This is a genomic window from Actinomadura sp. RB99 (genome assembly GCF_014706005.1).
Taxonomy (GTDB): Bacteria; Actinomycetota; Actinomycetes; order Streptosporangiales; family Streptosporangiaceae; genus Spirillospora.
In genome coordinates, this window is record NZ_JABMCA010000006.1 from 156,384 (window position 1) to 181,633 (window position 25,250).

The 25,250-nt window shown below is 74.8% G+C and carries 22 protein-coding genes; 13 read left to right on the forward strand and 9 right to left on the reverse strand.

Annotated features, from left to right (window positions below):
* Nucleotides 1-80: 80 nt before the first annotated feature.
* Both amrb99_RS08260 and amrb99_RS08265 read right to left on the reverse strand, forming a co-directional pair.
* Nucleotides 81-1,109 (reverse strand): iron chelate uptake ABC transporter family permease subunit, encoded by a 1,029-nt coding sequence (locus tag amrb99_RS08260; RefSeq protein ID WP_347256589.1) that lies wholly within the window; start codon nucleotides 1,107-1,109, stop codon nucleotides 81-83.
* Nucleotides 1,106-2,167 (reverse strand): iron chelate uptake ABC transporter family permease subunit, encoded by a 1,062-nt coding sequence (locus amrb99_RS08265; protein ID WP_347256590.1) that lies wholly within the window; start codon nucleotides 2,165-2,167, stop codon nucleotides 1,106-1,108. Before amrb99_RS08265 ends, amrb99_RS08260 begins: the two co-directional genes overlap by 4 nt.
* A 147-nt stretch (nucleotides 2,168-2,314) precedes the next feature.
* Between amrb99_RS08265 and amrb99_RS08270 the strand changes: the two genes are divergently transcribed.
* From amrb99_RS08270 to amrb99_RS08280, 3 genes are read left to right on the forward strand one after another with little or no spacing between them, the layout of a single operon-like run.
* Nucleotides 2,315-3,007, forward strand: a complete 693-nt coding sequence (locus amrb99_RS08270) for a TetR/AcrR family transcriptional regulator (protein WP_241755368.1) — start codon at nucleotides 2,315-2,317, stop codon at nucleotides 3,005-3,007.
* The gene (locus tag amrb99_RS08275; protein ID WP_190854224.1) at nucleotides 3,004-3,921 is read left to right on the forward strand and encodes an ABC transporter ATP-binding protein; all 918 of its coding nucleotides are present in this window, start codon (nucleotides 3,004-3,006) and stop codon (nucleotides 3,919-3,921) included. The genes amrb99_RS08270 and amrb99_RS08275 overlap by 4 nt, the downstream gene beginning before the upstream one ends.
* On the forward strand, nucleotides 3,918-5,555 hold the full coding sequence (locus tag amrb99_RS08280) for an ABC transporter permease (protein ID WP_190854228.1): 1,638 nt from the start codon (nucleotides 3,918-3,920) through the stop codon (nucleotides 5,553-5,555). Before amrb99_RS08275 ends, amrb99_RS08280 begins: the two co-directional genes overlap by 4 nt.
* Before the next feature lie 67 nt (nucleotides 5,556-5,622).
* On the opposite strand, the gene amrb99_RS08285 is transcribed toward amrb99_RS08280, so the two are convergent.
* The 3 genes from amrb99_RS08285 to amrb99_RS08295 form a co-directional block, all read right to left on the reverse strand.
* Entirely contained in the window at nucleotides 5,623-5,769 is a 147-nt protein-coding gene (locus amrb99_RS08285; RefSeq protein ID WP_190854231.1) for a hypothetical protein, read from the reverse strand.
* Complete coding sequence (locus tag amrb99_RS08290; protein WP_190854235.1) at nucleotides 5,766-6,788, reverse strand: aromatic ring-hydroxylating dioxygenase subunit alpha; 1,023 nt, start codon at nucleotides 6,786-6,788, stop codon at nucleotides 5,766-5,768. The genes amrb99_RS08285 and amrb99_RS08290 overlap by 4 nt, the downstream gene beginning before the upstream one ends.
* Nucleotides 6,789-6,906: 118 nt before the next feature.
* On the reverse strand, nucleotides 6,907-7,752 hold the full coding sequence (locus amrb99_RS08295; protein ID WP_190854238.1) for an IclR family transcriptional regulator: 846 nt from the start codon (nucleotides 7,750-7,752) through the stop codon (nucleotides 6,907-6,909).
* Between the two features lie 62 nt (nucleotides 7,753-7,814).
* On the opposite strand from amrb99_RS08295, the gene amrb99_RS08300 reads away from it, so the two are divergent.
* A complete protein-coding gene (locus amrb99_RS08300; RefSeq protein WP_347256591.1) occupies nucleotides 7,815-8,774 on the forward strand; it encodes a PaaX family transcriptional regulator in 960 nt (319 codons plus the stop codon).
* 53 nt (nucleotides 8,775-8,827) lie between these two features.
* Here the strand turns inward: amrb99_RS08300 and amrb99_RS08305 are convergent, their stop codons facing one another.
* The 4 genes from amrb99_RS08305 to amrb99_RS08320 form a co-directional block, all read right to left on the reverse strand.
* Nucleotides 8,828-9,448, reverse strand: coding sequence for a TetR/AcrR family transcriptional regulator (locus amrb99_RS08305; protein ID WP_190854241.1), 621 nt, complete (start codon nucleotides 9,446-9,448; stop codon nucleotides 8,828-8,830).
* 147 nt (nucleotides 9,449-9,595) lie between these two features.
* On the reverse strand, nucleotides 9,596-11,353 hold the full coding sequence (locus amrb99_RS08310) for an ATP-binding protein (RefSeq protein ID WP_190854244.1): 1,758 nt from the start codon (nucleotides 11,351-11,353) through the stop codon (nucleotides 9,596-9,598).
* 421 nt (nucleotides 11,354-11,774) lie between these two features.
* On the reverse strand, nucleotides 11,775-12,449 hold the full coding sequence (locus tag amrb99_RS08315; protein WP_190854247.1) for a response regulator transcription factor: 675 nt from the start codon (nucleotides 12,447-12,449) through the stop codon (nucleotides 11,775-11,777).
* Complete coding sequence (locus tag amrb99_RS08320; RefSeq protein WP_190854251.1) at nucleotides 12,440-14,248, reverse strand: histidine kinase; 1,809 nt, start codon at nucleotides 14,246-14,248, stop codon at nucleotides 12,440-12,442. The genes amrb99_RS08315 and amrb99_RS08320 overlap by 10 nt, the downstream gene beginning before the upstream one ends.
* Nucleotides 14,249-14,509: 261 nt before the next feature.
* Between amrb99_RS08320 and amrb99_RS08325 the strand changes: the two genes are divergently transcribed.
* The 9 genes from amrb99_RS08325 to amrb99_RS08365 all read left to right on the forward strand — a co-directional run bounded on the left by amrb99_RS08325 (nucleotide 14,510) and on the right by amrb99_RS08365 (nucleotide 25,189).
* Entirely contained in the window at nucleotides 14,510-15,598 is a 1,089-nt protein-coding gene (locus amrb99_RS08325; protein WP_347256592.1) for a LacI family DNA-binding transcriptional regulator, read from the forward strand.
* An 89-nt stretch (nucleotides 15,599-15,687) separates the two neighbouring features.
* A complete protein-coding gene (locus tag amrb99_RS08330) occupies nucleotides 15,688-16,839 on the forward strand; it encodes a mandelate racemase/muconate lactonizing enzyme family protein (protein WP_190854253.1) in 1,152 nt (383 codons plus the stop codon).
* Nucleotides 16,836-17,882, forward strand: a complete 1,047-nt coding sequence (locus tag amrb99_RS08335; RefSeq protein ID WP_190854255.1) for an alcohol dehydrogenase catalytic domain-containing protein — start codon at nucleotides 16,836-16,838, stop codon at nucleotides 17,880-17,882. The genes amrb99_RS08330 and amrb99_RS08335 overlap by 4 nt, the downstream gene beginning before the upstream one ends.
* Entirely contained in the window at nucleotides 17,866-18,867 is a 1,002-nt protein-coding gene (locus amrb99_RS08340; protein WP_190854257.1) for a hypothetical protein, read from the forward strand. Before amrb99_RS08335 ends, amrb99_RS08340 begins: the two co-directional genes overlap by 17 nt.
* A gap of 39 nt (nucleotides 18,868-18,906) precedes the next feature.
* Nucleotides 18,907-20,034, forward strand: coding sequence for a multiple monosaccharide ABC transporter substrate-binding protein (gene chvE / locus amrb99_RS08345; RefSeq protein WP_190854259.1), 1,128 nt, complete (start codon nucleotides 18,907-18,909; stop codon nucleotides 20,032-20,034).
* A 109-nt stretch (nucleotides 20,035-20,143) separates the two neighbouring features.
* Complete coding sequence (gene mmsA, locus amrb99_RS08350; protein WP_190854473.1) at nucleotides 20,144-21,691, forward strand: multiple monosaccharide ABC transporter ATP-binding protein; 1,548 nt, start codon at nucleotides 20,144-20,146, stop codon at nucleotides 21,689-21,691.
* A complete protein-coding gene (gene mmsB, locus amrb99_RS08355; RefSeq protein WP_190854261.1) occupies nucleotides 21,688-22,956 on the forward strand; it encodes a multiple monosaccharide ABC transporter permease in 1,269 nt (422 codons plus the stop codon). The genes mmsA and mmsB overlap by 4 nt, the downstream gene beginning before the upstream one ends.
* 134 nt (nucleotides 22,957-23,090) lie before the next feature.
* Nucleotides 23,091-24,269: an aldose epimerase family protein gene (locus amrb99_RS08360; RefSeq protein WP_190854266.1), complete on the forward strand. Its 1,179-nt coding sequence runs from the start codon at nucleotides 23,091-23,093 to the stop codon at nucleotides 24,267-24,269.
* 77 nt (nucleotides 24,270-24,346) lie between these two features.
* Nucleotides 24,347-25,189: an SMP-30/gluconolactonase/LRE family protein gene (locus amrb99_RS08365; protein ID WP_190854268.1), complete on the forward strand. Its 843-nt coding sequence runs from the start codon at nucleotides 24,347-24,349 to the stop codon at nucleotides 25,187-25,189.
* Nucleotides 25,190-25,250: the final 61 nt, after the last annotated feature.

Consider the following 25,250-nt stretch of genomic DNA (forward strand, 5'->3'; position numbering starts at 1 on the left):
GTAAGGCTAACCTAAATTGATCGCCAGTCCGGCGTCAACGCCGGGTCCGCCGACGTCGGCGCGGGACCGGCCCGAGGCCGTCAGGCGGCGGCGCGGCGGCCCGCCGTGAGCAGCAGCCAGGCCAGGTAGGCGCCGCCGAGCACGCCGGTCACCACCCCGACCGGCATCGCCACCGGCAGGTGCAGCGAGATGAGGTCACCGCAGGCGAGCAGCGCCGCGCCGGTCAGCCCGGCGGACAGCAGTTGCGCGCCGGGGCGGCGGGTCAGCCGGCGGGCGAGCTGCGGGGCCGCGAGCGCGACGAACGGCACCGGGCCGGCCGCCGCGGTCGCCGCCGCGACGAGGCCGACGCCCGCGACCATGAGCAGCGCGCGTGTCCGCTGGACGGGCACGCCGAGCGCGCGCGCCGCGTCGTCCCCCATCTCCCCCATCCCGAGCGGGCGGGCGAGCAGCAGCGCCATCGGGACGAGCACCGCGAGCGCGGCGGCGAGCGGCACGGCCTGCGCCCAGCCGCGCCCGTTCAGGCTCCCGGTCAGCCAGAACGCGGCCTCGTACGCCTCGCGCAGTTCGGCGCGGGTGATGAGGTAGGAGTTCGCCGCCTCCAGCATCGCGGCGGCGGCCACACCGATCAGCACCAGCCGGACGCCGTGCACGCCGCCTCCCCGGCGGTACGCGACGGCGTACACGCCCGCCGCCGTCAGGAAGGCGCCCGCGACCGAGCTGACCGTGATCGCGACCGCGCCGCCGCCGAACACCAGGATCTGGAGCAGCGCGCCGGTCGCGGACCCGGTGGTGAAGCCGATGAGGTCGGGGCTGCCGAGCGGGTTGCGGGACATGCTCTGGAAGATCGCCCCGCTCGTGCCGAGCGCCAGCCCGGCGAGCAGCCCGGTCACGGCGCGCGGCAGCCGCAGGGTGCGGACGATGAAGCCGGTCGCCTGGTCGCCCTGCCCGGCGAGCGAGCGCACCACGTCCCCGGGCGAGACGGGGAACTCGCCGGAACCGACGACGAGCACCGCGGCGCCCGCCGCGACAAGCGCCACCAGCCCGCACACCAGCGCCGCCCGCGGCTCCCACCGGACCGATGCCCCGCCCGCCCGCATCACCCGGCTCACAGCTCCCGCGTCCTTCCGCGGCGGACGATGACCATGAACAGCGGCGCGCCCAGGAACGCGGTGACGATCCCGGTCTGGAGCTCGCCCGGCGCGGCGACGCGTCCGGCGATGTCGGCGGCGAGCAGCACGACGGGCGCGAGCAGCAGCGAGTACGGCAGCACCCAGCGCTGGTCGGGCCCGACGAGCGCGCGGACCGCGTACGGGACGGCGAGGCCGAGGAACGTGATCGGCCCCACGGCCGCGGTCGCCGACCCGCACAGCAGCACGACCGCCAGCGCGCCGAGCGCCCGCGTCCGCCCCGGATACGCGCCGAGCGCCCGGCCCGCCTCGTCGCCGAGGCCGAGGGCGTTCAGCGGGCGGGCGAGCAGCAGCGCCAGCGCCGTCCCGGCGGCGATGAACGGCAGGACCCGGGCGAGCACCGCGGCGTCCCGCCCGGCGAGGGTGCCGACCTGCCAGAACCGGAAGCCGTTGAAGGCGCGCGGGCTGAGCAGCATCAGGCCGGCGGTCAGCGCGCTGGACACGGCGTTGACGGCGGCTCCCGCGAGCACCAGCCGCGCGGGCGAGGTGCCGCCGCGCCCCCGCGCGCCGATCGCGTGGACGAGCACCGCGGCCCCGGCGGCTCCGGCGAACGCCGCCCACACGTAGACCAGGACGTCGTCGGCGCGGAACGCCCCGATGACGACGACGACCGCGAGGGCGGCGCCGCCGTTCACGCCGAGCAGGCCGGGTTCCGCCAGCGGGTTGCGGGTGAGGGCCTGCATCACCGCGCCGGCGAGGCCGAGCGCGGCGCCGACGCCGATCCCGAGCAGGGTGCGCGGGAGCCGCAGGCCGTGCACGATCAGCGCGTCCCGCGACCCGTCCGGCGAGAGCACGGCCGGCCAGACCCGGCCGAGCGGGACGTGCTCGGCGCCGACGGCCAGGCTCGCGGCGGCCGCCAGCAGCAGGAGGGCGGCGAGGACGCCGAGCCCGGCCCAGCGTCCCGCCGGATGCCGGGCGGGGGGCGCGGCGGCCTCCTTCGCCGGGGGTGTGCGGGGGGTTCTCCGCGCGAGGGACAGCACGATAAATAAGGCTAGCCTAAGCTAACTTGCCGCTTCCAGCCCCCGCCGCCTCCCGTCTTCGGAGCGCCGCACCCTCCGGCCAATACATGCGTATGGTATACATCGGTATTGGGAACTGAACGCTTGTATTGGAGGGGGGTCGGAAGCATGACGGAGACGGGCGCGGCACCGGAGGACCTGACGGCGCGCGCGCGGATCAGGGACGCCGCGCTGGAGATGTTCGCCGAGCACGGGATCAAGGGGGCCACGTTCCGGGGCATCGCCGAGGCGGCCGGAGTGTCGGTCGGGCTCGTCCAGCACCACTTCGGGTCCAAGCAGGAGCTGCGGGAGGCGTGCGACGCCTACGCGCTGGACACCATCCACCGGCTCAGCGCCGAGAAGATCGACGGCATCGGCGACCCGGGGTTCCTGGCGAAGGCGATGCGGATCGACCTGCCGGTGCGGCGCTACCTCGCCCGCGCGCTCGTCGACGGCTCCCCGGCCGCGGCGCGGGTGTTCGACGACCTGGTCGACACCACCGAGCGCTACTTCGCCGGGCCGCTGCCGCCCGGGGTCATCATGCCCACCACCACCGACATGCACGCCTACTCCGCCGCGCTCGTCGCGATGACGATCGGGATGGAGGTCCTGCACGAGCACCTGTCACGGGCGCTGGGCGTCGACACCTTCACCCCGGAAGGCTCGCTGCGGCTGCGCCGCGCCTTCTTCGACATCTTCGACGACCGCCTGCTGAGCCGGGAGCTCGCGGCGCGCGCCCGCGCCGCGATGCGGGAGTACGAGAGCGGGAACTTCGGGCGTACCGCCCCCATCGAGGAAGACCCGGGAGAGAAGGCAGGATGACTGAGGCAGTACGGGCCGAGGGCCTGGTCAAGACGTTCGGACGGACGCGCGCGCTCGACGGGCTCGACCTGGACGTGGCGTCCGGCGAGGTGCACGGCTTCCTCGGCCCGAACGGCGCCGGGAAGTCCACCACCGTCCGCGTCCTGCTCGGGCTGATGCGCGCCGACGCCGGGACCGCGCGGCTGCTCGGCGGCGACCCGTGGCACGACGCGACCGCCCTGCACCGGCGCCTCGCCTACGTCCCCGGCGACGTCACGCTGTGGCCCAACCTGTCCGGCGGCGAGGTCATCGACCTGCTCGGGCGGCTGCGCGGCGGGCTCGACGACCGCCGCCGCGACGAGCTCCTCGACCGCTTCGAGCTGGACCCGAAGAAGCGGGGGCGCGCCTACTCCAAGGGCAACCGGCAGAAGGTCGCCCTCGTCGCCGCGTTCGCGTCCGACGCGGAGCTGCTCATCCTGGACGAGCCCACCTCCGGCCTCGACCCGCTCATGGAGGAGGCGTTCCAGGAGTGCGTGCGGGAGGAGCGGCGCGCCGGCCGGACGGTCCTGCTGTCGAGCCACATCCTCAGCGAGGTGGAGGCGCTCTGCGACCGCGTCACCATCATCCGCAAGGGCCGCACCGTGGAGACCGGCACGCTCGCCGAGCTGCGCCACCTCACCCGCACGTCGATCCACGCGGAGCTCGCCGCGCCGCCCGGCGGCGTTCCGCTGCCCGGCGCGCACGACGTGCGCATCGACGGCAACACCATCTCCTTCGAGGTCGAGACGGCCGAGCTGGACGCCGCGCTCCGGCAGCTCACCGAGATCGGCGTCCGCTCCCTCACCAGCCGGCCGCCCACGCTCGAGGAACTGTTCCTGCGGCACTACGAGAACGACCACGCCGGACGGACCCTGCAGGAAGGCGGCGTGTCATGACCACCACCACCCTGCGGCCGACGGCGCGGGCCGCCCGCGCCGAGGGCGGCCTCGCGGGCGCGGGCACGCTGCTGAAGATGTGGCTGCGCCGCGACCGCGTCATGATGCCGTCCTGGATCTACGTGCTCACCGCGCTGGTCGCCAGCACCGTGTACAGCTTCAAGAACGGGTACGACACGCCCGCGGCGCTGGAGAGCTTCGCGCGCGGCATCGACGGCAACCCGTCCATGCGGGCGCTGTACGGGCCGGTGCTGAACGACCACACGGCCGCGGGCGTCAGCGCGTGGCGCGTCGGCACGACCGGCGCCGCGCTCACCGCCGTCATGTGCGTGCTGCTCGTCGTCCGGCACACCCGCGCCGAGGAGGAGACCGGCCGGCTGGAGCTGGTCGGCGCCGCCGCCGTCGGGCGCCGCGCCCCGCTGACCGCCGCGCTCGCCACCGCCGTGACGGCCGCCGCGGCCGCGGCGTCCCTGGCCGCGCTCGTCATGGTCCTCTTCGGGCTGCCGGTCGCGGGCTCGGTCGCGTTCGGGCTGTCCTGGTTCGGTGCGGGCCTGGTGTTCGCCGGGGTCGCCGCCGTCACCGCCCAGCTCGCCGAGACGTCCCGGCTGGCCAACGGGCTGGCGTTCGCCGTGCTCGCCGCCGCGTACCTGGTCCGGAGCGTGGCCGACGCCGGTTCCGCGCACTGGGCGTCCTGGCTGTCCCCGATCGGCTGGGCGCAGCGGGTGCGCCCGCACGCCGGCGAGCAGTGGGCCGTGCTGCTGCTCCCCCTGCTCGCGTCCGCGCTCCTGGTCGCGGCCGCGTACGCGCTGGCCGGGCGCCGCGACCTCGGCGCCGGGATCCTCGCCCCCTCGCCGGGCCCGGCCCGGGCCGCGGCGTCGCTGCGCGGCCCGCTCGGCCTGTCGTGGCGGCTGCAGCGCGGCTCGCTGCTCGGCTGGTCCGTCGCGTTCCTGGTGTACGGGCTCGCCATCGGGGGCGTGGCCGACGGCGTCGGCGACCTGGTCAACGGCAGCGACTCCGTCCTCGACGAGATCCGCAGGATGGGCGGGCAGGAGGACGTCGCGGACGCGTTCCTCGCCACCGCCATGGGCCTCATGGCGCTGTTCACGTCGGCCTACGCGGTGCAGAGCGTGCTCCGGATGCGGGCGGAGGAGAGCGGCGGGCGCCTCGAGCCGGTGCTCGCGACCGCCGTCGGCCGGACCCGCTGGGCCGTCGCGAGCCTCGCCGTCACCGTCGCGGGGACGGTGGTCCTCCTCGGCCTCAGCGGGCTCGCCGTCGGGCTGGTGCACGGAGCCCGCTCCCACGACCTGGGCGGCCGGCTTCCCCGGGAGCTCGGCGCCGCGCTCGTGCAGCTGCCGGCGGTGTGGGTCGTCGCCGCCGTGGCCGCGCTGATCTTCGGCCTCCTCCCCCGCGCGACGTCCGCCGGGTGGGGCGTGCTGGCGGCGTGCCTGCTGCTCGGGCAGGTCGGTCCGCTGCTGAAGCTGCCGCAGGCGGTGATGGACGTCTCGCCGTTCACGCACACGCCGAAGCTGCCCGGCGGGGGCTTCGACGTCCTGCCGGTCGCCGTCCTGACCGCCGTGGCGGTCGCCGTCACCGCGGTCGCGCTGCTCGGCTTCCGGCGCCGCGACATCGGCTGAAGCGACGGGGGCACCGGGACGTCCCGGTGCCCCCCGGCACCGGGACGTCCCGGTGCCCCCCGGCGCTTCAGGAGGCGTCGTGGTCGGGGTGGGAGAGCAGCCACGCCCAGATGTCGGCCGGGTCATCGGCGGTGCGCCGGGCGCCGCAGTGGCAGATGCCGGTGAGCCGGTCCGACCCCGGGGACCACTCCACCCGCAGGCGGCCGGCGCTCATCGCGCCGCCGTGAGCCGCTGGAGGACGCGCCGGGCGGCCAGCCCGCCGGTGTCGATGTTGATGGACAGCTCCTGGTAGCCCTCGGGCTCGGCGGCGATCACCGTCTCCAGCAGGTTCAGCGCCGCGACGTCCTGCAGGACGACGGTGCGGTTGCTGTCGTGCAGGAACCGCGAGACGCCCTCGTCGTCCAGCGCGAAGTCGCGGGCGACCCACCAGAAGTCGTGGGTGGTCGTGTCGGTCTCCGGGACGATCGCGTAGCCGACCTCCACGTGGAACGCGTGCGGGTCGTCGCCGTCCGGGCCGGGCTCCACGCCGGTCGGCGCGATCCGGCTGTGCAGCAGGTAGAAGCACGGCGGGTGGTACTCGATGTCCTGCCACCGGTCGATCCGGCCCTCGACGCCGGTCGACTCGGAGTAGAACGGCGGGCACTCGACGTCCTTCATGCGGCGGCTCACGTAGACGATCCCGGCCTCGTCGTCGACCTCCGTGGTGATCGGGGTCTGCGCGACCTCGGGCGTGCCGATGTACCCGGCGTGCAGGTAGGTCTCGTGGGACAGGTCGAGGAGGTTGTCGACGAGCAGCTCGTACCGGGCGGCGAGCGGCTCCATGCCCCGGACGGTCACGTAGTCCGGCGAGCTCAGCCAGGGGGCGCGCGGGATGGAGGCCGCGTCGCCCGTCCCGTCGCCGATCCACACCCAGACCAGCGAGTCCTGCTCGACGACCTGGTAGGCGGGGACGCGGGCGGTGCGCGGGATCCGGGTCTGCCCGGGCACGGCGACGCACGCCCCGTCGGGGGCGTAGGTGAAGCCGTGGTAGCCGCAGACGATCCGGTCGCCGTCGCGGTTGCTCGCCGACAGCGGGAAGCGCCGGTGCACGCAGCGGTCGGCGAGCGCGACGGCCTGCCCCGCCCCCGTGCGGTACATGACGAGCGGCTCGCCGCAGATCGTCCGGGCGAGCAGGCCGTCGCCGACCTCCTCGCTGTAGGCGGCGACGTACCACTGGTTGCGTGCGACGGCCATGGGCTGCTCCTCGGGGTGGACGAAGGACCGTGGAGACGACCCTCGCCGCCGCCCGCGAGGCCGGGCCACACCGATTCCGTCCAGCGGAAGAATCCGCCCTTCCGGGAAGGGACCCCGGTCAGATCTCGCGCATCGCCGACTCCGGCGGGCGCAGGGCGCGCGGCGCGCCGAGGGCGCGGGAGATGCCGCGGGCGCCGGCCCGCACGACGGGGACGAGCGAGCGCGCCTCCCAGCCGGACGCCGGGACGACGACCGCGACGGCCGCCACCACCCGGTCGTCCGGGCCGAACACCGGCGCGCCGACGGACATCGCGAACGTCTCCACCTGCCCGTCGCTGACCGCGGCCCCCGTGCGGCGGACCTCCGCCAGGACGCGGCGCAGCTCGGGACCGGTGGCGATGGTCCTCGGGGTGAAGCGGCGCAGCGGCCCGGCGATCGCGCGCTCCTGCAGGTCCCGGCCGGAGTACGCGAGCATGGCCAGGCCGACGCCGGTCGCGTGCGCCGGCCAGCGGCCGCCGACGCGGGAGAACACGTGCACGGCGTCGCGGGCGGAGATCCGCTCGATGTACACGACGTCCAGGCCGTCCAGGACGGCGAGATGGACGTTCTCGTGGGTGGCCTCGTACAGGTCCTCCAGGAACGGCATCGCGGCCTCGCGGAGGGCCGGGCCCCGCCCGAGGGCGCCGACCTCCCACAGCCGCAGCCCGACGCGGTAGAGGCCCGCGTCGTCGCGCTCGAGCGCGCCCCAGCACGTCAGCTCGCCGACGAGCCGGTGCGCGGTGGACAGCGGCAGCGCGGCGCGGCGCGCGATCTGGGTGATGGTCAGGGCCGGGCGCTCCGGCGTGAACGCCTCGAGGATGCCGAGGACCCGGCTGGTCACGGTGGGGCGCCGCCCGGGCGCGGCGGGCCGGGACGGCGCGGCTCCGCGCGCGGCCGGCGGGGTGCCGGGTCCTTCGTCGAGCATGCGGCGGTCCTCCCAGGGCGTCGCGTTCGAAGTTAGGCGTATGCTTCACAGCGGTCAAGCATGTGCCGAACAACGAGGTCCCGGGCGCCTTCCGGGCCGCGCTGCGCGGCGGGACGACGGGAGCCGAGCGGATGGGACGAGAAGGCCGCCCGGCGGCGGACGCGCCGGGCGGCGGTGAGGCCTTGGACGACGGCGAGGCCCTGGACGGCGCCGACGCGCCGCCGCGGCTCCGGCCCCGGTCGCTGATGCTGACCTACCTCGGGAACTACGTGCTCGGCCGCCGCGTCGCGGTGTTCTCCGGCAGCTTCATCGACGCGTTCGGCCGGCTCGGCGTCGGCGAGCACGCGGTCCGCTCGACGCTGGCCCGCATGGTCGACCGCGGGCTGCTGGCGCGGCACCGGGCGGGCCGCCGGATGCACTTCGGCCTCACCCCGCGCTCCGAGGCGATCCTGCTCGACGGCGAGGACCGGGTGTGGCGGCGCGGCGTGCTGAACACCGACTGGGACGGGACCTGGACCGTGCTGGCGTTCTCGCTGCCGGAGTCCTGGCGGCGCGTCCGGCACGACCTGCGCGCCCGGCTGGCCTGGGCGGGGTTCGGGTCGCTCGGCAACGGCACGTGGATCGCGCCGTCGGCGGTGGACGTCCCCGCGCTCGTCGACGGGCTCGGCCTGGACGGGCGCCTCAAGGTGTTCGCCGGCCCCGCGCAGGCGCCGACCGACGTCCCGGCGATGCTCCGCGAGGCGTTCGACCTCGGTCCCCTGGCCGCCGGCCACCGCGCCTTCCTCCGCCGCTGGGACCGCCCCGAGCCGCTGCCCGGCGCGCCCGACGATCTGGCCCGCTACCTGTGGATGTCGACCGAGTGGCTGGAGCTCGTCCGCGCCGACCCGCGGCTGCCGGTGGAGCACCTGCCGGACGGCTGGCCCGCCGTCCGCGGCCAGTGCGTGCTGTGGGAGCTGCGCCGCCGCTGGGAGGAGCCGGCCCGCCGCATCGCCGACGCGTCGATGGAGTGCATCGAGGTCTGACCGCCGCCGCGCCCCTGCACCGCTCACCCCTCCGCCGCTCAGCCCTGCGCCACTCAGCCCCGGGCCGTCATCCTCGGCACGGTCTCCTCGATCAGATGCATGATCGTCTCCTCCAGCAGCAGGTGCACCTGCGCCCGGGTGAGCCGGCCGTGCCGCAGCCACTCGCGGGTCGCGGCCTCCGCCATCCCGCTGAAACCGCGCAGCGCCGAGCGCACCTCCGGATGCTCGGCGGCGAGCCGGGACAGCCCGACCACCTCGGTGATGTGGTCGACCGCGCCCTCCCGCGCCGCGTCCACCAGCCGGGCGAGGTCGTCGTCGCCCGCGGTCCCCGCCGCCATGTCCAGCGCGACGAGCCAGGTCCCGGCGTTGCGCTCCAGCAGCTCCAGCCAGCCGGTGATGCTCTCGGTGACCCGCTCGCGGACGCTCGCCCCCGGCTCGTAGGCGGGCACCGGGACCGGCGGGATGTGCAGCATCCGCTCCACGACCGCCAGGTACAGCTCCCGCTTGGTGCCGAAGTAGTGGTTCAGGAGGCCCCGGCTGACGCCCGCCACCGCCGCGATCTCGGTGTTCGAGACCTCCTCGTACGGCCGTTCGCTGAACAGCTCCCGCGCGCACACCAGGATCTGCTCGCGCCGCTCGTCACGGTCCTTGCGCACCCGTACCCGCTCGCCCATGTCTCCCTGTCCGCGCCGTCCTCGCCCGCCGCCGCCCGGTCATCCGGGTGGCGCGGCGGGGCGTTCCAGTGTTCCAGAAGCACGGCCTCCCACGTCAGGTCCGCGGCGAGGTCGGAGCAGCCGGACCCGCCGGTGCCGCCCGGCCGGTCATCGGGGCGTCGGCAGGGTGATCCGGACGGTGGTGCCCCGGCCGGGGGGACTCTCGACGTCGACGTGCCCGCGCAGCGCGCGGACCCGGTCGGTGAGGCCCGCGAGCCCGCCGCCGGGGACGGCGCCCGCGCCGCCCGCCCCGTCGTCGCGGACCTCGGCGACGACGCGGCCCGCCTCGTCGCGCACGCTCAGCCGGATCTCGTCGGCGCCCGCGTGCTTGGCCGCGTTGGCCAGCGCCTCGCAGAGGGCGAAGTACAGCGTCGACTCGATCTCCGGCGGGTACCGGCGGCCGGGCAGGTCGAGCCGGACGGGCACCGGCGCCCGGCCGGCGACGAGCCGCATCGCGGCGTCCAGCCCCGCGTCGGTGAGGATCGCCGGGTGCACGCCGCGGGCCAGGCCGTCCAGCTCCGCGGCCGCCTCCGCCAGTTCCCGGCGGCAGGCGCGCGCATGCTCGCGGGCCTGCGGGCCGACCGCCCGCTCCAGCTCCGCCAGCAGTTCCTCCAGCGCGCGCAGCCGCTGCTGGGCGCTGCGCTGCAGCTCGGCCGCGAGCCGTTCGCGCTCGGCCGCCTGGACGCGGACGAGCCGTTCCCGCGCGTCGCGCGCCCGTTCGAGGTGCGTCCGCGCCGCGGCCTGCAGCCGGACGGTCTCCAGCGCGCGGCCGCCCGCGACGAGCGCCGCCTCGACGAGCTGCTCGTGCCCGCGCAGCCGGTCGTCGGTGTCGACGGCGGCGAGCGGTTCCCCGGCGGACGTGCGGACCTCGTGCCGCCAGCGGCCCGGCGCCGGCCCGTCGCCGACCGCGGCGCCGCGCCGGGTGACGTCGACGTAGCCGCCCTCCGCCCACAGCCACAGCTCCAGGGTGGCGTCGCGCAGGACGCGGCGCAGCGCGTCCCGCACCTTCTCCACCGACACCGGGTCGGTGAGGCGCTGCATCCGCTCGGCGGCGGACAGCTCGGCCAGCCGGGCGCGCAGCGCCGCGGCGAGGAACGCCAGCGGCAGCACCGTCGCGAACACGCCCTGGACGAGGTAGACCTCCATCACGTCGTCCAGGGTCACGTCGCGGCCGATGAGCGAGCCCTGCACGGCGAGCGCCCCGGCGACGCCGACCGTGACGGCGACGGCGACCGGGACGGTGTACCGGCGGTCGAGCCGGCCGGTGCCCGGCAGCCGCAGCAGCAGGATGACCACGAGCACGCCGGCCAGCACCGCCTCCACGGTCGTGACGCCGCGGTAGGCGGAGCCGAACGCCTCCCGGTCGGGGGCGACCGACGGCCAGGCCACCGCCGCGTCGAACCCGTTCCACGCGGGCCGCGACAGCGCGCACAGCAGCGCCTGCCCGCCGAGCATGACGGCCGCCGTGACGCCGGTCCACGCCCGGGCGACGGCGCCGTCGAGCCGGCCGTCGGGGTACAGCAGCACGCCCACCCCGATCGCGACGAAGAAGACCGACTGCGCGAACACCGACACCACCGGGCCGGCGCCCGCGTTCCAGCTCGCCGTCCAGGTCACCGCCCACGCCGCCGCGCCGGCGGTGAACGCCGCGCCGGTCCGCCGGCCGAGCCTCCCGGCGGCCAGCAGCCCGCCCGCGACGGCGAACCCGCCGCAGCACGCCAGCGTGACCGCGGCGGCGGCCGGGTGGTCGCGCCAGTACGGCCAGCCCGCGGCGAGCGCCCCCGCCGCCACCGCCGCGCCCCCCGCGGCGGCGCGGCGCAGCGGAGCGCCGAACCACGACGGCGCCCGCAGGCGCACCGTCCTCACAGCCAGCCGTCCCTTTCCTGTCGAGGGCCCGGGGGCCCGCGCCGGAGACCGCGCACACGGCGAGCCGGCGGACGCGGCCCCGGGGAACCACCGGGCGGGCCTCGGGTTTCCCCGGATGCGCCCGGGGCGCGCCGGCGGGACGATGGGGGCACCGGACGGCCACGGGCACGGCCCGAGGCGCGCCCCGGTGGCGTGCGGGGGCCACCACCGGCGTCACGTACCGCGACCGGACTCGTACAGAGGATTCTCCCCACAGCACCGCCGTGCGCGGAAGCCCGTTACCCGATCGATGCGCGGAACGGGCGGTGCGGGCGCGCCCTCACGCGTTCTCCGGGCCGCGCGCGGGCCCTCTCAGCGCGTCCGTCTCATCTCGTCCGTGTCACCGCGTCCGTCTCAGCGCGTCCGTGTCAGCGCGCCCGTGTCACTGCGTCTCGGCGGCGCGCAGCCAGGTGAGCACCGCCAGCACCCGCTTGTTGCTGTCCTGCGGGCCGGGCGGCCCGCCCGACGAGGTGATCTTGAGCTTGGTGAAGATGGCCCGGACGTGGTCCTCCACGGTGCGGGCGGACAGGTGCAGCCGCTTGCCGATCCCCGCGTTGGAGTGCCCCTCCGCCATCAGGCCCAGGACCTCCCGCTCGCGGCCGGACAGCCGGGAGAGCTCCCGCTCCCGGTGCCGGGCCTCGACCAGCCGGCTCACCACGTCCGGGTCGATGACGACCTCGCCGCGCATCACCCGCTCCAGCGCGCCGCGCAGGTTGTCGACGTCGGTGACGTGGTCCTTCAGCAGGTAGCCGACGCGGCGCGGCTGGTCCCGGAACAGCTCCATGGCCTGCGGCGTCTCGTTGAAGGCGGACAGCACCAGCACGCCGATCCCGGCGTGGCGCCGCATCAGCTCGCGCGCCGCGACCACGCCCTCGTTGGTGTGCGTCGGCGGCATGTGCAGGTCGAGGATCGCGACGTCCGGCGGGTCCTCGGCGACGCGGGCGAGCAGCTCCTCGCCCGATCCCGCGGACACCGTCACCTCGATGCCGACCGTGGTGAGCAGGGTGACCAGCGCCTGCCGGAAGATCCCGCTGTCCTCCGCCACGGCTACTCGCATGGCAGGACCATCCTCACCGTCGTGCCCCGGGCGGGCTCGCCGTCGACTTCCACATGCCCGCGCAGCGCCCTGATCCGCCCGGCCAGCGCGTCCGGCACCGTGCCGGGCTCGCCCGGCCGCTCCCCGTCGTCGATGACCTCGGCCACCAGCCGGCGGCCGTCCGGACGCACCCGGACGGTCACGCGGGTCGCACGCGCGCGGTCGACAGCGTACGACAAAGCCTCGCAGAGCACCGAGTAAAGCGCGGACTCGATCTCGCGGGAGTAGCGCTCGGCGGTCACGTCCAGCAGCACCCGGGTGCCGAGCCGCTCGGCGACGACCTCCAGCGCCGGGCCGAGGCCGTCCTGGACGAGCAGGGCCGGCTGCACCTCGCGGGCGAGCGCGCGCAGCTCGGCCAGCGCCGCCATCAGCTCCGCGCGGCACGTGCGCGCGTGCTCCTTCACGGCCGGGTCCTCGGCGAGGGCCTCCAGGGTGCCGAGCATCGCGCCGAGCGCCAGCAGCCGCTGCTGCGCGCCGTCGTGCAGGTCGCGGGCCAGCCGCTCGCGCTCCACGGTCTCGGCGCGCAGCAGCCGCTCGTACGCCGACCGCACCTGCTCCAGGCCGGCCTGGACGTTGGACTGGAGCCGCGCCGTCTCCAGCGCCCGGCCGCCGGCCGCCAGCGCCGCCTCGACCAGCGACCCGTGGTCGCGCAGCGCCGCGCCCAGCTCCACGATCGCGAGGGGCTCGCCGGCGGCGGTCTCGACGCGGCGGCGCCACCGCCCCCCGTCTCCCGCCGGCGGATCGCCGTCCGCCGGTCCGGCGTCGCCGGCGTCCACTGCGACGGGGCGCCCCGCGGTGTCGACGTAGACCTGCTCGGCGGGCGCCCAGAACCACAGCTCCAAGGACGGGTCCTGCAGGACGTCGCGGAGGGCGTCGCGGATCCGCTCCACCGACACCGGGGCGGTCAGCCGCAGCATCCGGCCGGCGACGGCCAGTTCCGCGAGCCGGACGCGCAGCCCGGACGCCAGCAGCGCGAGCGGGATGAGGGCGGACACCGCGCCCTGGATCGCGTACACCCGCAGCAGCGCGTCCAGCGAGATGGACTCCTCCATGATCGGCCGCTGCGTCAGCGCCGCGGAGAGCCCGACGAACGCCAGGGCCAGGGTGACCGGCAGCGCCACCACCCGCCGCATCCGGCTCATCTTCGGCAGCCGCAGCAGCAGGACGACGGCGAAGGAGACGGCGAGCACGAGGTACAGCGCGGCGGAGACCTCCAGGACGGCGCGGAACGCCGCGTGGTCGGGGAACGGCGCCGGCCACCACACGTGCCGCCCGCGGAACGCCGCCCACGCGGGGCGCGAGGTGACCCACAGCGCGGTCGGGCAGCCCCACAGGACCGCGCAGGCGAACACCGTCCAGATCCGGTCGGCGCGGTACTCCAGCCGTCCGGCCGGGTACAGCAGGACGCCCACCGCGAGGGTGAGGTAGAAGTCGGCCTGGGCGTACGGCGACAGCAGCGGTCCGGGCCCGGTGTTCCAGCTCGCCAGCCAGTTCAGCGCCCAGAACAGCGACGCGGCCAGGAACAGCAGCCCGGTGCGCCGGCTGCGGTTTCCCGTCGCCAGCAGCGCGCCGACCACCGCGATCCCGCCGGTGCTGACCAGGCCGAGCGCCGCCGCGGCGGCATGGTCGCGCCAGTACGGCCATCCCGCGGCCAGCGCGAGCGCGGCCACCGCGAGGCCGGCGGCGAGGGCGCGCCTCGTCTCCGCACCGAACCACGGTGGCGACCTGCGCCTCCGCGGGGCGGATATCACCACGACCATCCTTTCCATGCTGGGACCCGTGGCGGTCCCCCGGTACCGGGAACCCACGGGCACGGGCACCGTGCTTTCCCGGACGCACGGGAAGTGTCCCCGCTCAGCCCCGCCGGGGAGAGCGCCGTTACCGGATCGCGACGCGCGTTTCCGACCGCCCCTTTCCTCCGCGCTTGATGTTTGCGCTACCACGATTGTTTCCTGGGTATTGACATCGTTTTGCGTTAGCGCAAACATTCAGGGCACCCGATCGATGTGGAGCAGATCACAGTGACCACCGCGGCGCCCCCTCCCCCGTCCGGCACCGGCCCGTCCGGTTCCGGGCCGGGCGGCGCGCGGCCGCGCGCGGCGGTCATGGAGGACGTCGCGGTGCTCGCGGGCGTCTCGGCGATGACGGTGTCGCGGGTGCTGAACGACCCCGGCAAGGTCGCGCCGCGGACCCGCGAGCGGGTGCTCGCGGCGATGCGCGAACTGGACTACCGGCCGAACTCTGCGGCGCGCGTGCTCGCGACCGGCCGGTCCGGGGTGCTCGGCGTGGTCAGCTTCGACACGACGCTGTACGGGCCCGCCTCGACCCTGTACGGGATCGAGCGGGCCGCGCGCAGCGCCGACTACATGATCAACATCGCCAGCCTCGGCTCGCTCACCAAGCGCTCCATCGAGGACGGCGTGCAGCGGCTGCGCGCCCAGTCGGTGGACGGGATCGTCATCATCGCGCCGCACCAGTCGGCGGCCGAGGGGCTGCGGCGCCTCCCGCCGGACATGCCGGTGGTGGCGGTCGGCGCGGGCGACGACCTGCCGGTGCCGGTCGCGTCGGTGGACCACCGCGCGGGCGCGGTGCGGGCCGTCCGGCACCTGCTGAGCCTCGGGCACGAGACCGTGTTCCACATGGCCGGACCCGCGGACTGGATCGACGCGAGCGCCCGCGTGGACGGCTGGCGCTCGGTGCTCGCGGACGAGGGCCGCGAGGTCCCCGAGCCGCTGTCCGGCGACTGGAGCGCCCGGTCGGGGTACGAGCTCGGCCGGCGGCTGGCCGCCGACCCGGCGGTGACCGCGGTGTTCGCCGCCAACGACCCGATGGCCCTCGGCCTGCTGCGCGCGCTGCGCGAGGCGGGCCGCCGCGTCCCGGAGGAGGTGAGCGTGGTGGGCTTCGACGACGTTCCGGAGGCGCCCTACTTCGCGCCCCCGCTGACCAGCGTCCGGCAGCCGTTCGGCGAGGTCGGGCGGCACGCGTTCCAGCTGCTGCTGGAACGCGTCGACGACCCTGCGGGCGAGGGCGCCGGCCCGCCGGCGCGCCGCACCGTGGAACCGGAGCTCGTGGTGAGGGAGAGCACCGCCGTGCGGCCCGGCGGCCGCTAACCCCGGGCGAGGGAGGGACCGGTTCCGCAGGGCGCGAATGTTAGCGCTAACACAAGCTAGTGCCAGGTTGATTCGAGAGGGGCGGCACGTTGCGCATCACCGAGATCGGCACCCATGTCCTGGGGACCCCGTGGCGGAATCTCACGTTCGTGACCGTCCGCACCGACGAGGGCCTCACCGGCGTCGGCGAGGCGCGGATGCTCGGCCACACCGACGCGCTGGTCGGCTACCTCGCCGAGGCGGAGCGCCGGCACATCGCCGGCAGCGACCCGTTCGACGTCGAGGACCTCGTCCACCGGATGAAGTACGGCGACTTCGGCCGCGCGGGCGAGATCGTCATGTCCGGCATCGCGTGCGTCGAGATGGCGTGCTGGGACATCATCGGCAAGGCCCTCGGCCAGCCGGTGTGGCGGCTGCTCGGCGGCAAGGTGCGCGACCGCGTCAAGGCCTACGCGAACGGCTGGTACACCGTCGACCGGACCCCCGAGGACTTCCACGCGGCGGCCAAGCGCGTCGTGGAGCGCGGGTACACCGCGCTGAAGCTCGACCCGTTCGGCGCCGGGCGGATGGAGCTGGACCACGCCGGGACGGTGCTGGCCATCGACCTGGTCGAGGCGGTGCGGGACGCGGTCGGCCCCGACGTCGAGCTGCTCATCGAGATGCACGGCCGGTTCTCCCCCGCCACCGCGATCCGGCTCGCCGGCCTGCTCGCCCGGTTCGACCCGGCGTGGCTGGAGGAGCCCGTCCCGCCGGAGAACCTCAAGGCGCTCGCCAAGGTGTCGGCGCACACCGGGCTGCCGATCGCGACCGGCGAGCGCGTCCACGACCGCATCGAGTTCCGCGAGCTGCTGGAGCTGCAGGCCGCCGACGTCCTGCAGCCCGACGTCGGGCACAGCGGCGGCATCGCCGAGGTCCGCAAGCTCGCCGCGACCGCCGAGACCTACTACGTGCAGGTCGCGCCGCACAACGTCGGCGGGCCGGTACTGACCGCCGCGAGCCTCCAGCTCGGCGTCTGCACCCCCAACTTCAAGATCCTGGAGCACTTCAACGACTTCGCCGACGCCGCCGTCAAGGACGTCGCGAAGGGCGCCCCGCAGGTCGTCGACGGCCACTTCGCCCTGCCGGAGGCACCCGGCCTCGGCGTCGAGCTGGACCTCGACGCGGTCGCCGCCTTCCCCCAGCAGCACGCCGACTTCGACCTGTACGCCGAAGGCTGGCACTTCCGCGGGACGCGCCGTTGAGCCGCGCGGTGCTCGTGGAGGCGCCGGGCCGCTGGCGGATCGACGCCGGCGACCCGCCGGAGCCGGGCCGCGGCGAGGCCCGGGTCCGGATCGCCGCGGCCGGGCTGTGCGGCAGCGACCGCGAGCTGTTCGACGGCGCGCGCCCCGAGGGCTTCTCCCGCTACCCCGTCGTCCCCGGGCACGAGTGGTCCGGCACGGTCGAGGCGGTCGGCCCCGACACCGACCCGTCGCTGGTCGGCGCGCCCGTCGTCGGCGAGGGGTTCCGCGGCTGCATGGCGTGCGGGCGCTGCCGCGAGGGCGCGCCGAACCTGTGCGCCGCCCGCTACGACGAGACGGGCTTCACCCGGCCCGGCGCGTTCGCCGACCACCTGCTGGTCCCGGCCCGGCTGCTGCACGTGCTGCCGCCCGGCGCGGACCTGCGCGCGGCGGCGCTGCTGGAGCCGGCCGCGGTCATCGCCGGGGCCGTCCGGCACGCGGCGCCGCGTCCCGGCGAGACGGTCGCGGTGGTGGGCGCCGGCACGCTCGGGATGCTCGCGCTGCAGTTCCTCGCCGCGTCGTCGCCGGCCCGCCTCGTCGCGATCGACCCGCGGGTGGAGCGCGGCGAGCCGGCGCTGGACGCGGGGGCGACCGCGTTCAGCCGCCCGGGCGAGGCCCCCGAGGGGGCGTTCGACGTGGTCGTGGAGACCGCCGGCGCGTCCGGCACGGCCGGCTCGGCGGTGCGGCTGGCGCGCCGCGGCGGGCGCGTCGTGCTCACCGGCATCCCCGCCGACCCGGCCGACGCCGTCCCGACGTCGCTGCTGGTCACCCGGGCCCTGTCGATGCACACCGTGTTCGGCTCCGGCCCCGCCGACTGGACGTACGCGGTGCGCGCGTTCGCCAGCGGGGTGCTGCGGCCGGCGTCCCTGATCACCCACGAGCTGCCGCTGACCGCGTTCGCGGCGGCGCTCGGGCTCAGCGGCTCCCCCGACGCCGGGAAGGTGCTGCTGCGCCCCGACCTCGACACGCCCCCGACCGGCGGGAGGACCGATGGACCCCTTCTCTGACGACCCGGCCGAGGCCGGCCGCGCGCCCGGCGAGGACGCGCTGCGCTCCCTCGGCCTGCCCGGACGCGCCGCGCCGCCGCCCGCGTCCGGCCTGCGGTTCCCGGACGGCGGCACGTGGCGCACCGAACTGCCGTCCTGCGAGGGGCCCGCCGTGCTGGCGGCGGTGCTGGAGGAGAGCGAGCGCCTGGAGGTGCCGCTGCACCGCATCAGCCAGGGCAGCGGCGTGTGGATGCTCACCGACGCCGAGATCGGCGAGATGGTGGACGCCTGCGACGCGCGCGGCATCGAGCTGTGCCTGTTCCTCGGCCCGCGCGGCACCTGGGAGCCGGGCGCCGGCGGCCGCTCCTACAACGCCTCCGGGCCGCGCGCCCGCGGCCGCGACCAGCTCGCCCAGTGCGTCGAGGACGCCGAGCGCGCCACCGGGCTCGGCGTGCGGTCGCTGCTGGTCGCCGACGAGGGCGTGCTGTGGACGCTGCACCGGCTGCGCGAGGCCGGCCGGCTGCCCGCCGACACCACGTTCAAGGTGTCCGCGCTGGTCGGGCCGGTGAACCCGGCCTCGTTCGCGGTGTGGGAGGGCCTCGGCGCCGACTCGGTCAACGTGCCGAGCGACCTGACCGTCGCCCAGCTCGCCGAGATCCGCGCGGTGAGCGCCGCGCCGATGGACTTCTACGTCGAGGCGCCCGACGACCTCGGCGGGTTCGTCCGCTTCTACGACGCGGCGGAGCTGATCCGCTGCGGCGCGCCGCTCTATCTGAAGTTCGGGCTGCGCAACGCGCCCGCGCTGTATCCGGTCGGCCTCCACCTGCTGCCCGCCGCCGTGGCGAGCGCGCGGGAGCGGGTGCGGCGCGGCCGGCTCGTCCTGGACACCCTCGCCCGGCTCGGGGCGGGCGAGGGCATGTCCCCGATCGGGTCCCGGGACCCGGGGCCGCTGCGGCGGTTCCCGTCCGCGCCCGAGGCCCTGCCCACGTCCGCCGTCCCACGCTGATTCGCTCCGCTGCCCTCCCCCACCCCGAAGGAGAACGAGATGAGACTCCGGCGCATCACCACGGTACTGTCCGCGCTGGTCCTGGCGACCGCCATGACGGCGTGCGGCTCCAGCGAGAAGAGCATCGACAAGAAGGGGAAGTCCGGCGACACCAAGGGCGCGCTGATCGGCGTGACCATGCCGACGAAGTCGTCCGAGCGCTGGATCCGCGACGGCAACACGCTGAAGGCCGACCTGGAGAAGCTCGGCTACAAGGTGGACCTGCAGTACGCCGAGAACGACATCCCGACGCAGGTCAGCCAGATCGAGAACCAGATCACCAAGGGCGCCAAGCTGCTGGTCGTCGCGTCCATCGACGGCACCGCGCTGACCAGCCAGCTGCAGGAGGCGCACCAGAACCACATCCCGGTGATCTCCTACGACCGGCTCATCATGCGCAGCCCGGACGTCGACTACTACGTCACGTTCGACAACTACAAGGTCGGCGTGGAGCAGGCGACCTCGCTGCTCACCGGCCTGAAGATCAAGAACGCGGACGGGTCGGAGGGCAAGGCGAAGGGCCCGTTCAACATCGAGCTGTTCGCCGGGTCCCCCGACGACAACAACGCCCCGTTCTTCTACAAGGGCGCGATGTCGGTGCTCCAGCCGTACATCGACAAGGGGACCCTGGTCGTCAAGAGCGGCCAGACCGACTTCAAGACCATGGCGATCCTGCGCTGGGACCCGGCCACGGCGCAGAAGCGGATGGAGGACATCCTCACCAAGACCTACCGGGGCGGCGCCAAGGTCGACGGCGTGCTCTCGCCGTACGACGGCCTGTCGATCGGCATCCTGTCGGCGCTCAAGAGCAACGGCTACGGCACCCCGAGCCAGCCGTACCCGGTGGTGACCGGGCAGGACGCCGAGCGGGCGTCGGTGAAGTCGATCCTGGCGGGCGAGCAGTACTCCACCATCTTCAAGGACGTCCGCAAGCTCGCCGACGAGGCGGCGAAGATGTCCGACGCGATCCTCAAGGGCGCGAAGCCGCAGGTCAACAACACCACCGACTACAACAACCAGAAGAAGGTCGTCCCGACGCAGATGCTGCAGCCGGTGATCGTCAACAAGTCCAACGTGCAGACCGAGCTCGTGCAGTCCGGCTACTACACGCAGGCGCAGCTGGGATGACGCCGTGACCACCGACGACACCACCGACACGACGGGCACGGACGCGTCGGGCGCCCTCGCGGAGGGCGCCGGCGCGGCCGGCGCCGCGGGGGCCGACGAGATCCTGCGGATGCGCGGCATCACCAAGACGTTCCCCGGGGTGAACGCGCTGGCGGACGTCGACCTGACCGTGCGCCGCGGCGAGATCCACGCGATCTGCGGCGAGAACGGGGCCGGCAAGTCCACGCTGATGAAGGTGCTGTCCGGGGTCTACCCGCACGGCTCGTACGACGGGGAGATCCTCTTCGACGGCGAGCCGTGCCGGTTCTCCGGCATCCGCGACAGCGAGGAGCGCGGGATCGTCATCATCCATCAGGAGCTGGCGCTGTGCCCGCAGCTGTCGATCGCCGAGAACATCTTCCTCGGCAACGAGCGGGCGTCGCGCGGGTTCCTGGGGGGCCGGTTGCTCGGGCGGGGCCTGGTCGACTGGAACCGCACCAACCACGAGGCCGGGCTGCTGCTGGAGCGGGTCGGGCTGCCGGAGAACCCGGTGACCCCGATCGCCGACCTCGGCGTCGGCAAGCAGCAGCTGGTGGAGATCGCCAAGGCGCTGTCCAAGCGGGTGCGGCTGCTGATCCTGGACGAGCCGACCGCCGCGCTGAACGACGCGGACTCCGCCCACCTGCTGGACCTGATGCGCGGGCTCCGCGACGACGGCATCACCTGCGTGATCATCTCGCACAAGCTGAACGAGGTGCTGGCGATCGCCGACACCGTCAGCGTGCTGCGCGACGGCCGGATGATCGAGACGCTCGACCCGTCCGGCGGCGGGGTCACCGAGGACCGCGTCATCTCCGGGATGGTCGGGCGGGACCTGGAGCACCGCTTCCCGCCCCGTGAGCCGGAGATCGGCGAGGAGGCGCTGCGGATCGAGGACTGGACGGTGCACAGCCCGGCGCAGCGCGACCGCGCGGTGGTGTCGGGGGCCGCCCTGACGCTGCGGCGCGGCGAGATCGTGGGGCTCGCCGGGCTGATGGGCGCCGGCCGCACCGAGCTGGCGATGAGCGTGTTCGGGCGGTCCTACGGGGTGGACATCTCCGGCCGCGTCTACAAGGACGGTGAGCAGGTCCGGCTGAGGACGGTGCGGGACGCGATCCGGCACGGCATCGCCTACGCCACCGAGGACCGCAAGCGCTACGGGCTCAACCTCATCCAGGACATCAGGCGGAACGTGTCGGCCGCGCGGCTCGGGAAGCTGTCCCGGGCCGGGTGGGTGAACGAGTACCACGAGTACCGGGTCGCCGAGGAGTTCCGGGGCGGGATGAACATCAAGGCGCCGAGCGTGCTGGCCACCACCGGGCAGCTGAGCGGCGGGAACCAGCAGAAGGTCGTGCTGTCCAAGTGGATCTTCACTGATCCGGACGTGCTGATCCTGGACGAGCCGACCCGCGGCATCGACGTCGGCGCGAAGTACGAGATCTACACGATCATCAACCGGCTCGCCGCCGAGGGCCGGGCGATCCTGCTGATCTCCTCCGAGCTGCCGGAGCTGCTCGGAATGTGCGACCGGATCTACACGATGGCGGCCGGCCGGATCACCGGCGAGGTGCCGCGGGCGGAGGCCACGCAGGAGCGCCTCATGTCCTACATGACCATGGGAAGGGAGCAGGCCGGATGAGCCGTACCGCGCCCGCGAAGACCGACGCCGCGCAGGCCGCGACCGCGCCGCGCGGCGGCGCGGCGGCGCCCGCCGCCGGCCGGCCGCGGCTGACCGTGAACGTGCGGCAGAGCGGCATCTACATCGCGTTCGCGCTGATCGTCGTGCTGTTCGCGGTGCTGACCGGAGGCGATCTGCTGCAGCCGCAGAACATCTCCAACATCATCGTGCAGAACTCCTACATCCTGATCCTGGCGATCGGGATGATCCTCATCATCATCTCCGGGCACATCGACCTGTCGGTGGGCTCGCTGGTCGGCGTGACCGGCGCGATCGCGGCCTGGCTGATGGTCAGCCACCATGTCGCGTGGCCGGTCGCGCTGCTGCTGACGCTCGTGGCGGGCGCCGCGATCGGCGCGTGGCAGGGGTACTGGACGGCCTTCTTCGGCATCCCGTCGTTCATCGTCACGCTCGCCGGGATGCTGCTGTTCCGGGCGCTGACCATGACGGTGCTCGGCAACCAGGGCCTCGGCCCGTTCCCCGACCAGGTCCGCACGCTGTCGAACGGGTTCACCTCCGGCTACTTCGGCAACGTCGGGCTCGGGCCGCTGGGCGGCGCGGACCTGTTCAGCCTGCTGGTCGGGATCGTGGTCGTGGCGGGCCTGGCGGTCTCCCGGTGGCGCACCCGCGCGACGCGGCTCGGCTACGGGCAGACCGTCGACCCGGTGCCGGTGTTCCTGCTGAAGATCGTCGCGGCGGGCGCGCTGATCATGGCGGTGACCGTGCAGCTGGCCCGGTTCCACAACCTGCCGTGGGTGCTGGTGCTGCTGGCCGTGCTGGTGCTGGCGTACTCGCTGCTGACGAGCCGGTCGGTGTTCGGCCGGCACGTGTACGCCGTCGGCGGCAACCTGCAGGCGGCCGTGCTGTCCGGCGTGCGGGCCAAGTCGGTGGTGTTCTGGCTGTTCGTCAACATGGGCGTGCTGTCGGCGCTGGCCGGGGTCATCTTCGCCGGGCGGCTCAACCAGGCGGGCCCCACCGCGGGCAACACCTTCGAGCTCGACGCGATCGCCGCCGCGTTCATCGGCGGCGCGGCGGTGCAGGGCGGCGTCGGCAAGGTGGTCGGCGCGATCACCGGCGGCCTGATCATGGGCGTGATCAACAACGGGATGTCGCTGATGGGCGCGCCGAGCGAGCGGGTGATGCTGGTCAAGGGCCTGGTCCTGCTGGCGGCCGTCGCGTTCGACGTGTGGACCAAGCGGCGGTCCGGCTCCCCGCTGCTGCGCTGACCCGGCGGGCACCCGCCCCGCCACCGATCCGTCCGGACGACCCCGTGCTCTCCCTCTTCCACCGGAAAGGCCTCCGTCCCCTACCAGAACACGCCAGTCCGTCTCCTCCCTCCCCCCAAGCGAGAGGAACACCGATGAAGCGCGTCCCACCCCTCACCGTCCCGCTGGCCTCTGCCGCCCTGCTCGCCGGCGGTCTGCTCGCCGGCGGCCTGATGACCGTCCCGGCCACGGCCGCGTCCTCCGGGCCGACCATCGCCAAGGAGCCGTTCGGCGCGCTGCCGGACGGCACGAAGATCGACCGGTACACGCTCGGCAGCGGCCACGGGATGAAGGTCCGCATCCTCACCTACGGCGGCATCGTCCAGTCCCTCGACGTCCCCGACCGGCACGGCCGCTCCGCCGACGTGGCGCTCGGGTTCCGCACCCTGGACGGCTACCTCAGCGACACCTACAAGGACGAGAACCCGTACTTCGGGGCGCTGATCGGGCGCTACGGCAACCGGATCGGCGGCGCTCGGTTCACCCTGGACGGCACGACCTACAAGGTCCCCGCCAACGACGGGCAGAACAGCCTGCACGGCGGCACGACCGGCTTCGACAAGCGGGTGTGGACGGCGCAGCCGGTCACGGGCGGCGACGCGGTGTCGCTCCGGCTGTCGTACGTCAGCCCCGACGGCGAGGAGGGCTACCCCGGCACCCTCCGCACCACCGTCACCTATACCGTCACGCGCGGGAACGACCTGCGCATCCGCTACCAGGCCACCACGGACAAGCCGACCGTCGTCAACCTGACCAACCACACCTACTTCAACCTGGCCGGTGAGGGGTCCGGCGAGGTCTACGGCCACAAGGTGCAGATCAACGCGTCCCGCTACACGCCGGTCGACTCCACCCTCATCCCGACCGGGCGGCTGGCCACGGTGCACGGCACGCCGCTGGACTTCACCCGCCCGCACACCATCGGCGAACGCGTCCGCGAGGGCGACCAGCAGATGGTCTACGGGCGCGGCTACGACCACAACTTCGTGCTCGACGGCACCGGCATGAAGCTCGCCGCCCGCGTCACCGAGCCGACCACCGGCCGGGTGATGGAGATCCGCACCGACCAGCCCGGCCTGCAGTTCTACTCCGGCAACTTCCTCGACGGCCGGCTGGTCGGCACCGGCGGGACGATGTACCGGCAGGGCGACGGGTTCGCCATGGAGACCCAGCACTTCCCCGACTCGCCCAACAAGCCGCAGTTCCCGAGCACCACGCTGCGGCCCGGCCAGACTTACGACTCCACCAGCGTCTACTCCTTCTCCACGTCCTGACCCCGGCCGGGAGCGGGCACCGGGCCACCGCCGGCCCGGTGCCCGCTCCCGCCCGTCCGGAGCGACCGAGGATCCGCATGGAACACCGCATCGAGATCGCCCTGCCCTCCCGCGCGCGGCTCGGCGAGGGACCCAACTGGGACGCCGCCGGCGGCGTGCTGCTCTGGGTCGACATCCTCGGCAACGAGGTGCACGCCTACGCCCCGGCCACCGGCGCCGACACCGTCCGCCACACGGCCCAGCACGTGGGCGCGGCCCGGCCCCGGGCGGGCGGCGGGCTGGTCGTCAACCTCCGCGACGGCGTCGGGCTCTACGATCCCGACGGCTCGTTCCGCTGGCTCGCCGAGCATCCCGTCCCGGGCTGCCGCGGCAACGACGCCGCCGTCGGCCCGGACGGCGCGTTCTGGGCCGGGACCATGCGCTACGACGAGGCGCCGGGAGGCGGCCGGCTGCGCCGCGTCCTCCCCGACGGCGGGACGACCACGGTGCTGGAAGACGTGACGGTCAGCAACGGGATCGCCTGGAGCCCTGACGGGCGCCTGATGTACTACGTGGACACGCCCACGCGCCGCATCGACGTCTTCGACTTCCGCCCCGAGGAGGGCGCCACCGGCCGCCGCGTGTTCGTCTCCGTCCCGGGGCTGCCGGACGGGCTGACCGTCGACGCCGAGGGACGGCTCTGGGTGGCGCTGTGGGGCGGCGGCCGCGTCCTCTGCTACACCCCCGCCGGCGGTCTCGACCGCACCGTCGAGGTGCCCGCCGCCCAGACCACCGCCTGCGCGTTCGGCGGCCCGGACCTCCGCGACCTCTACGTCACGACGGCGGCCGCGGGCGCCCCGAAGGACGACTCCCACGCCGGATCCCTGTTCGTCGTCCCGGACGCGGCGCAGGGCCTGCCGTCCCCCGCGTTCGCCGCCTGACCCGTCCGGGTGCGGCGGCCGGGCGGAAGGGCCGCGTGCGGCGGGATCGGGCGCGGCGGGA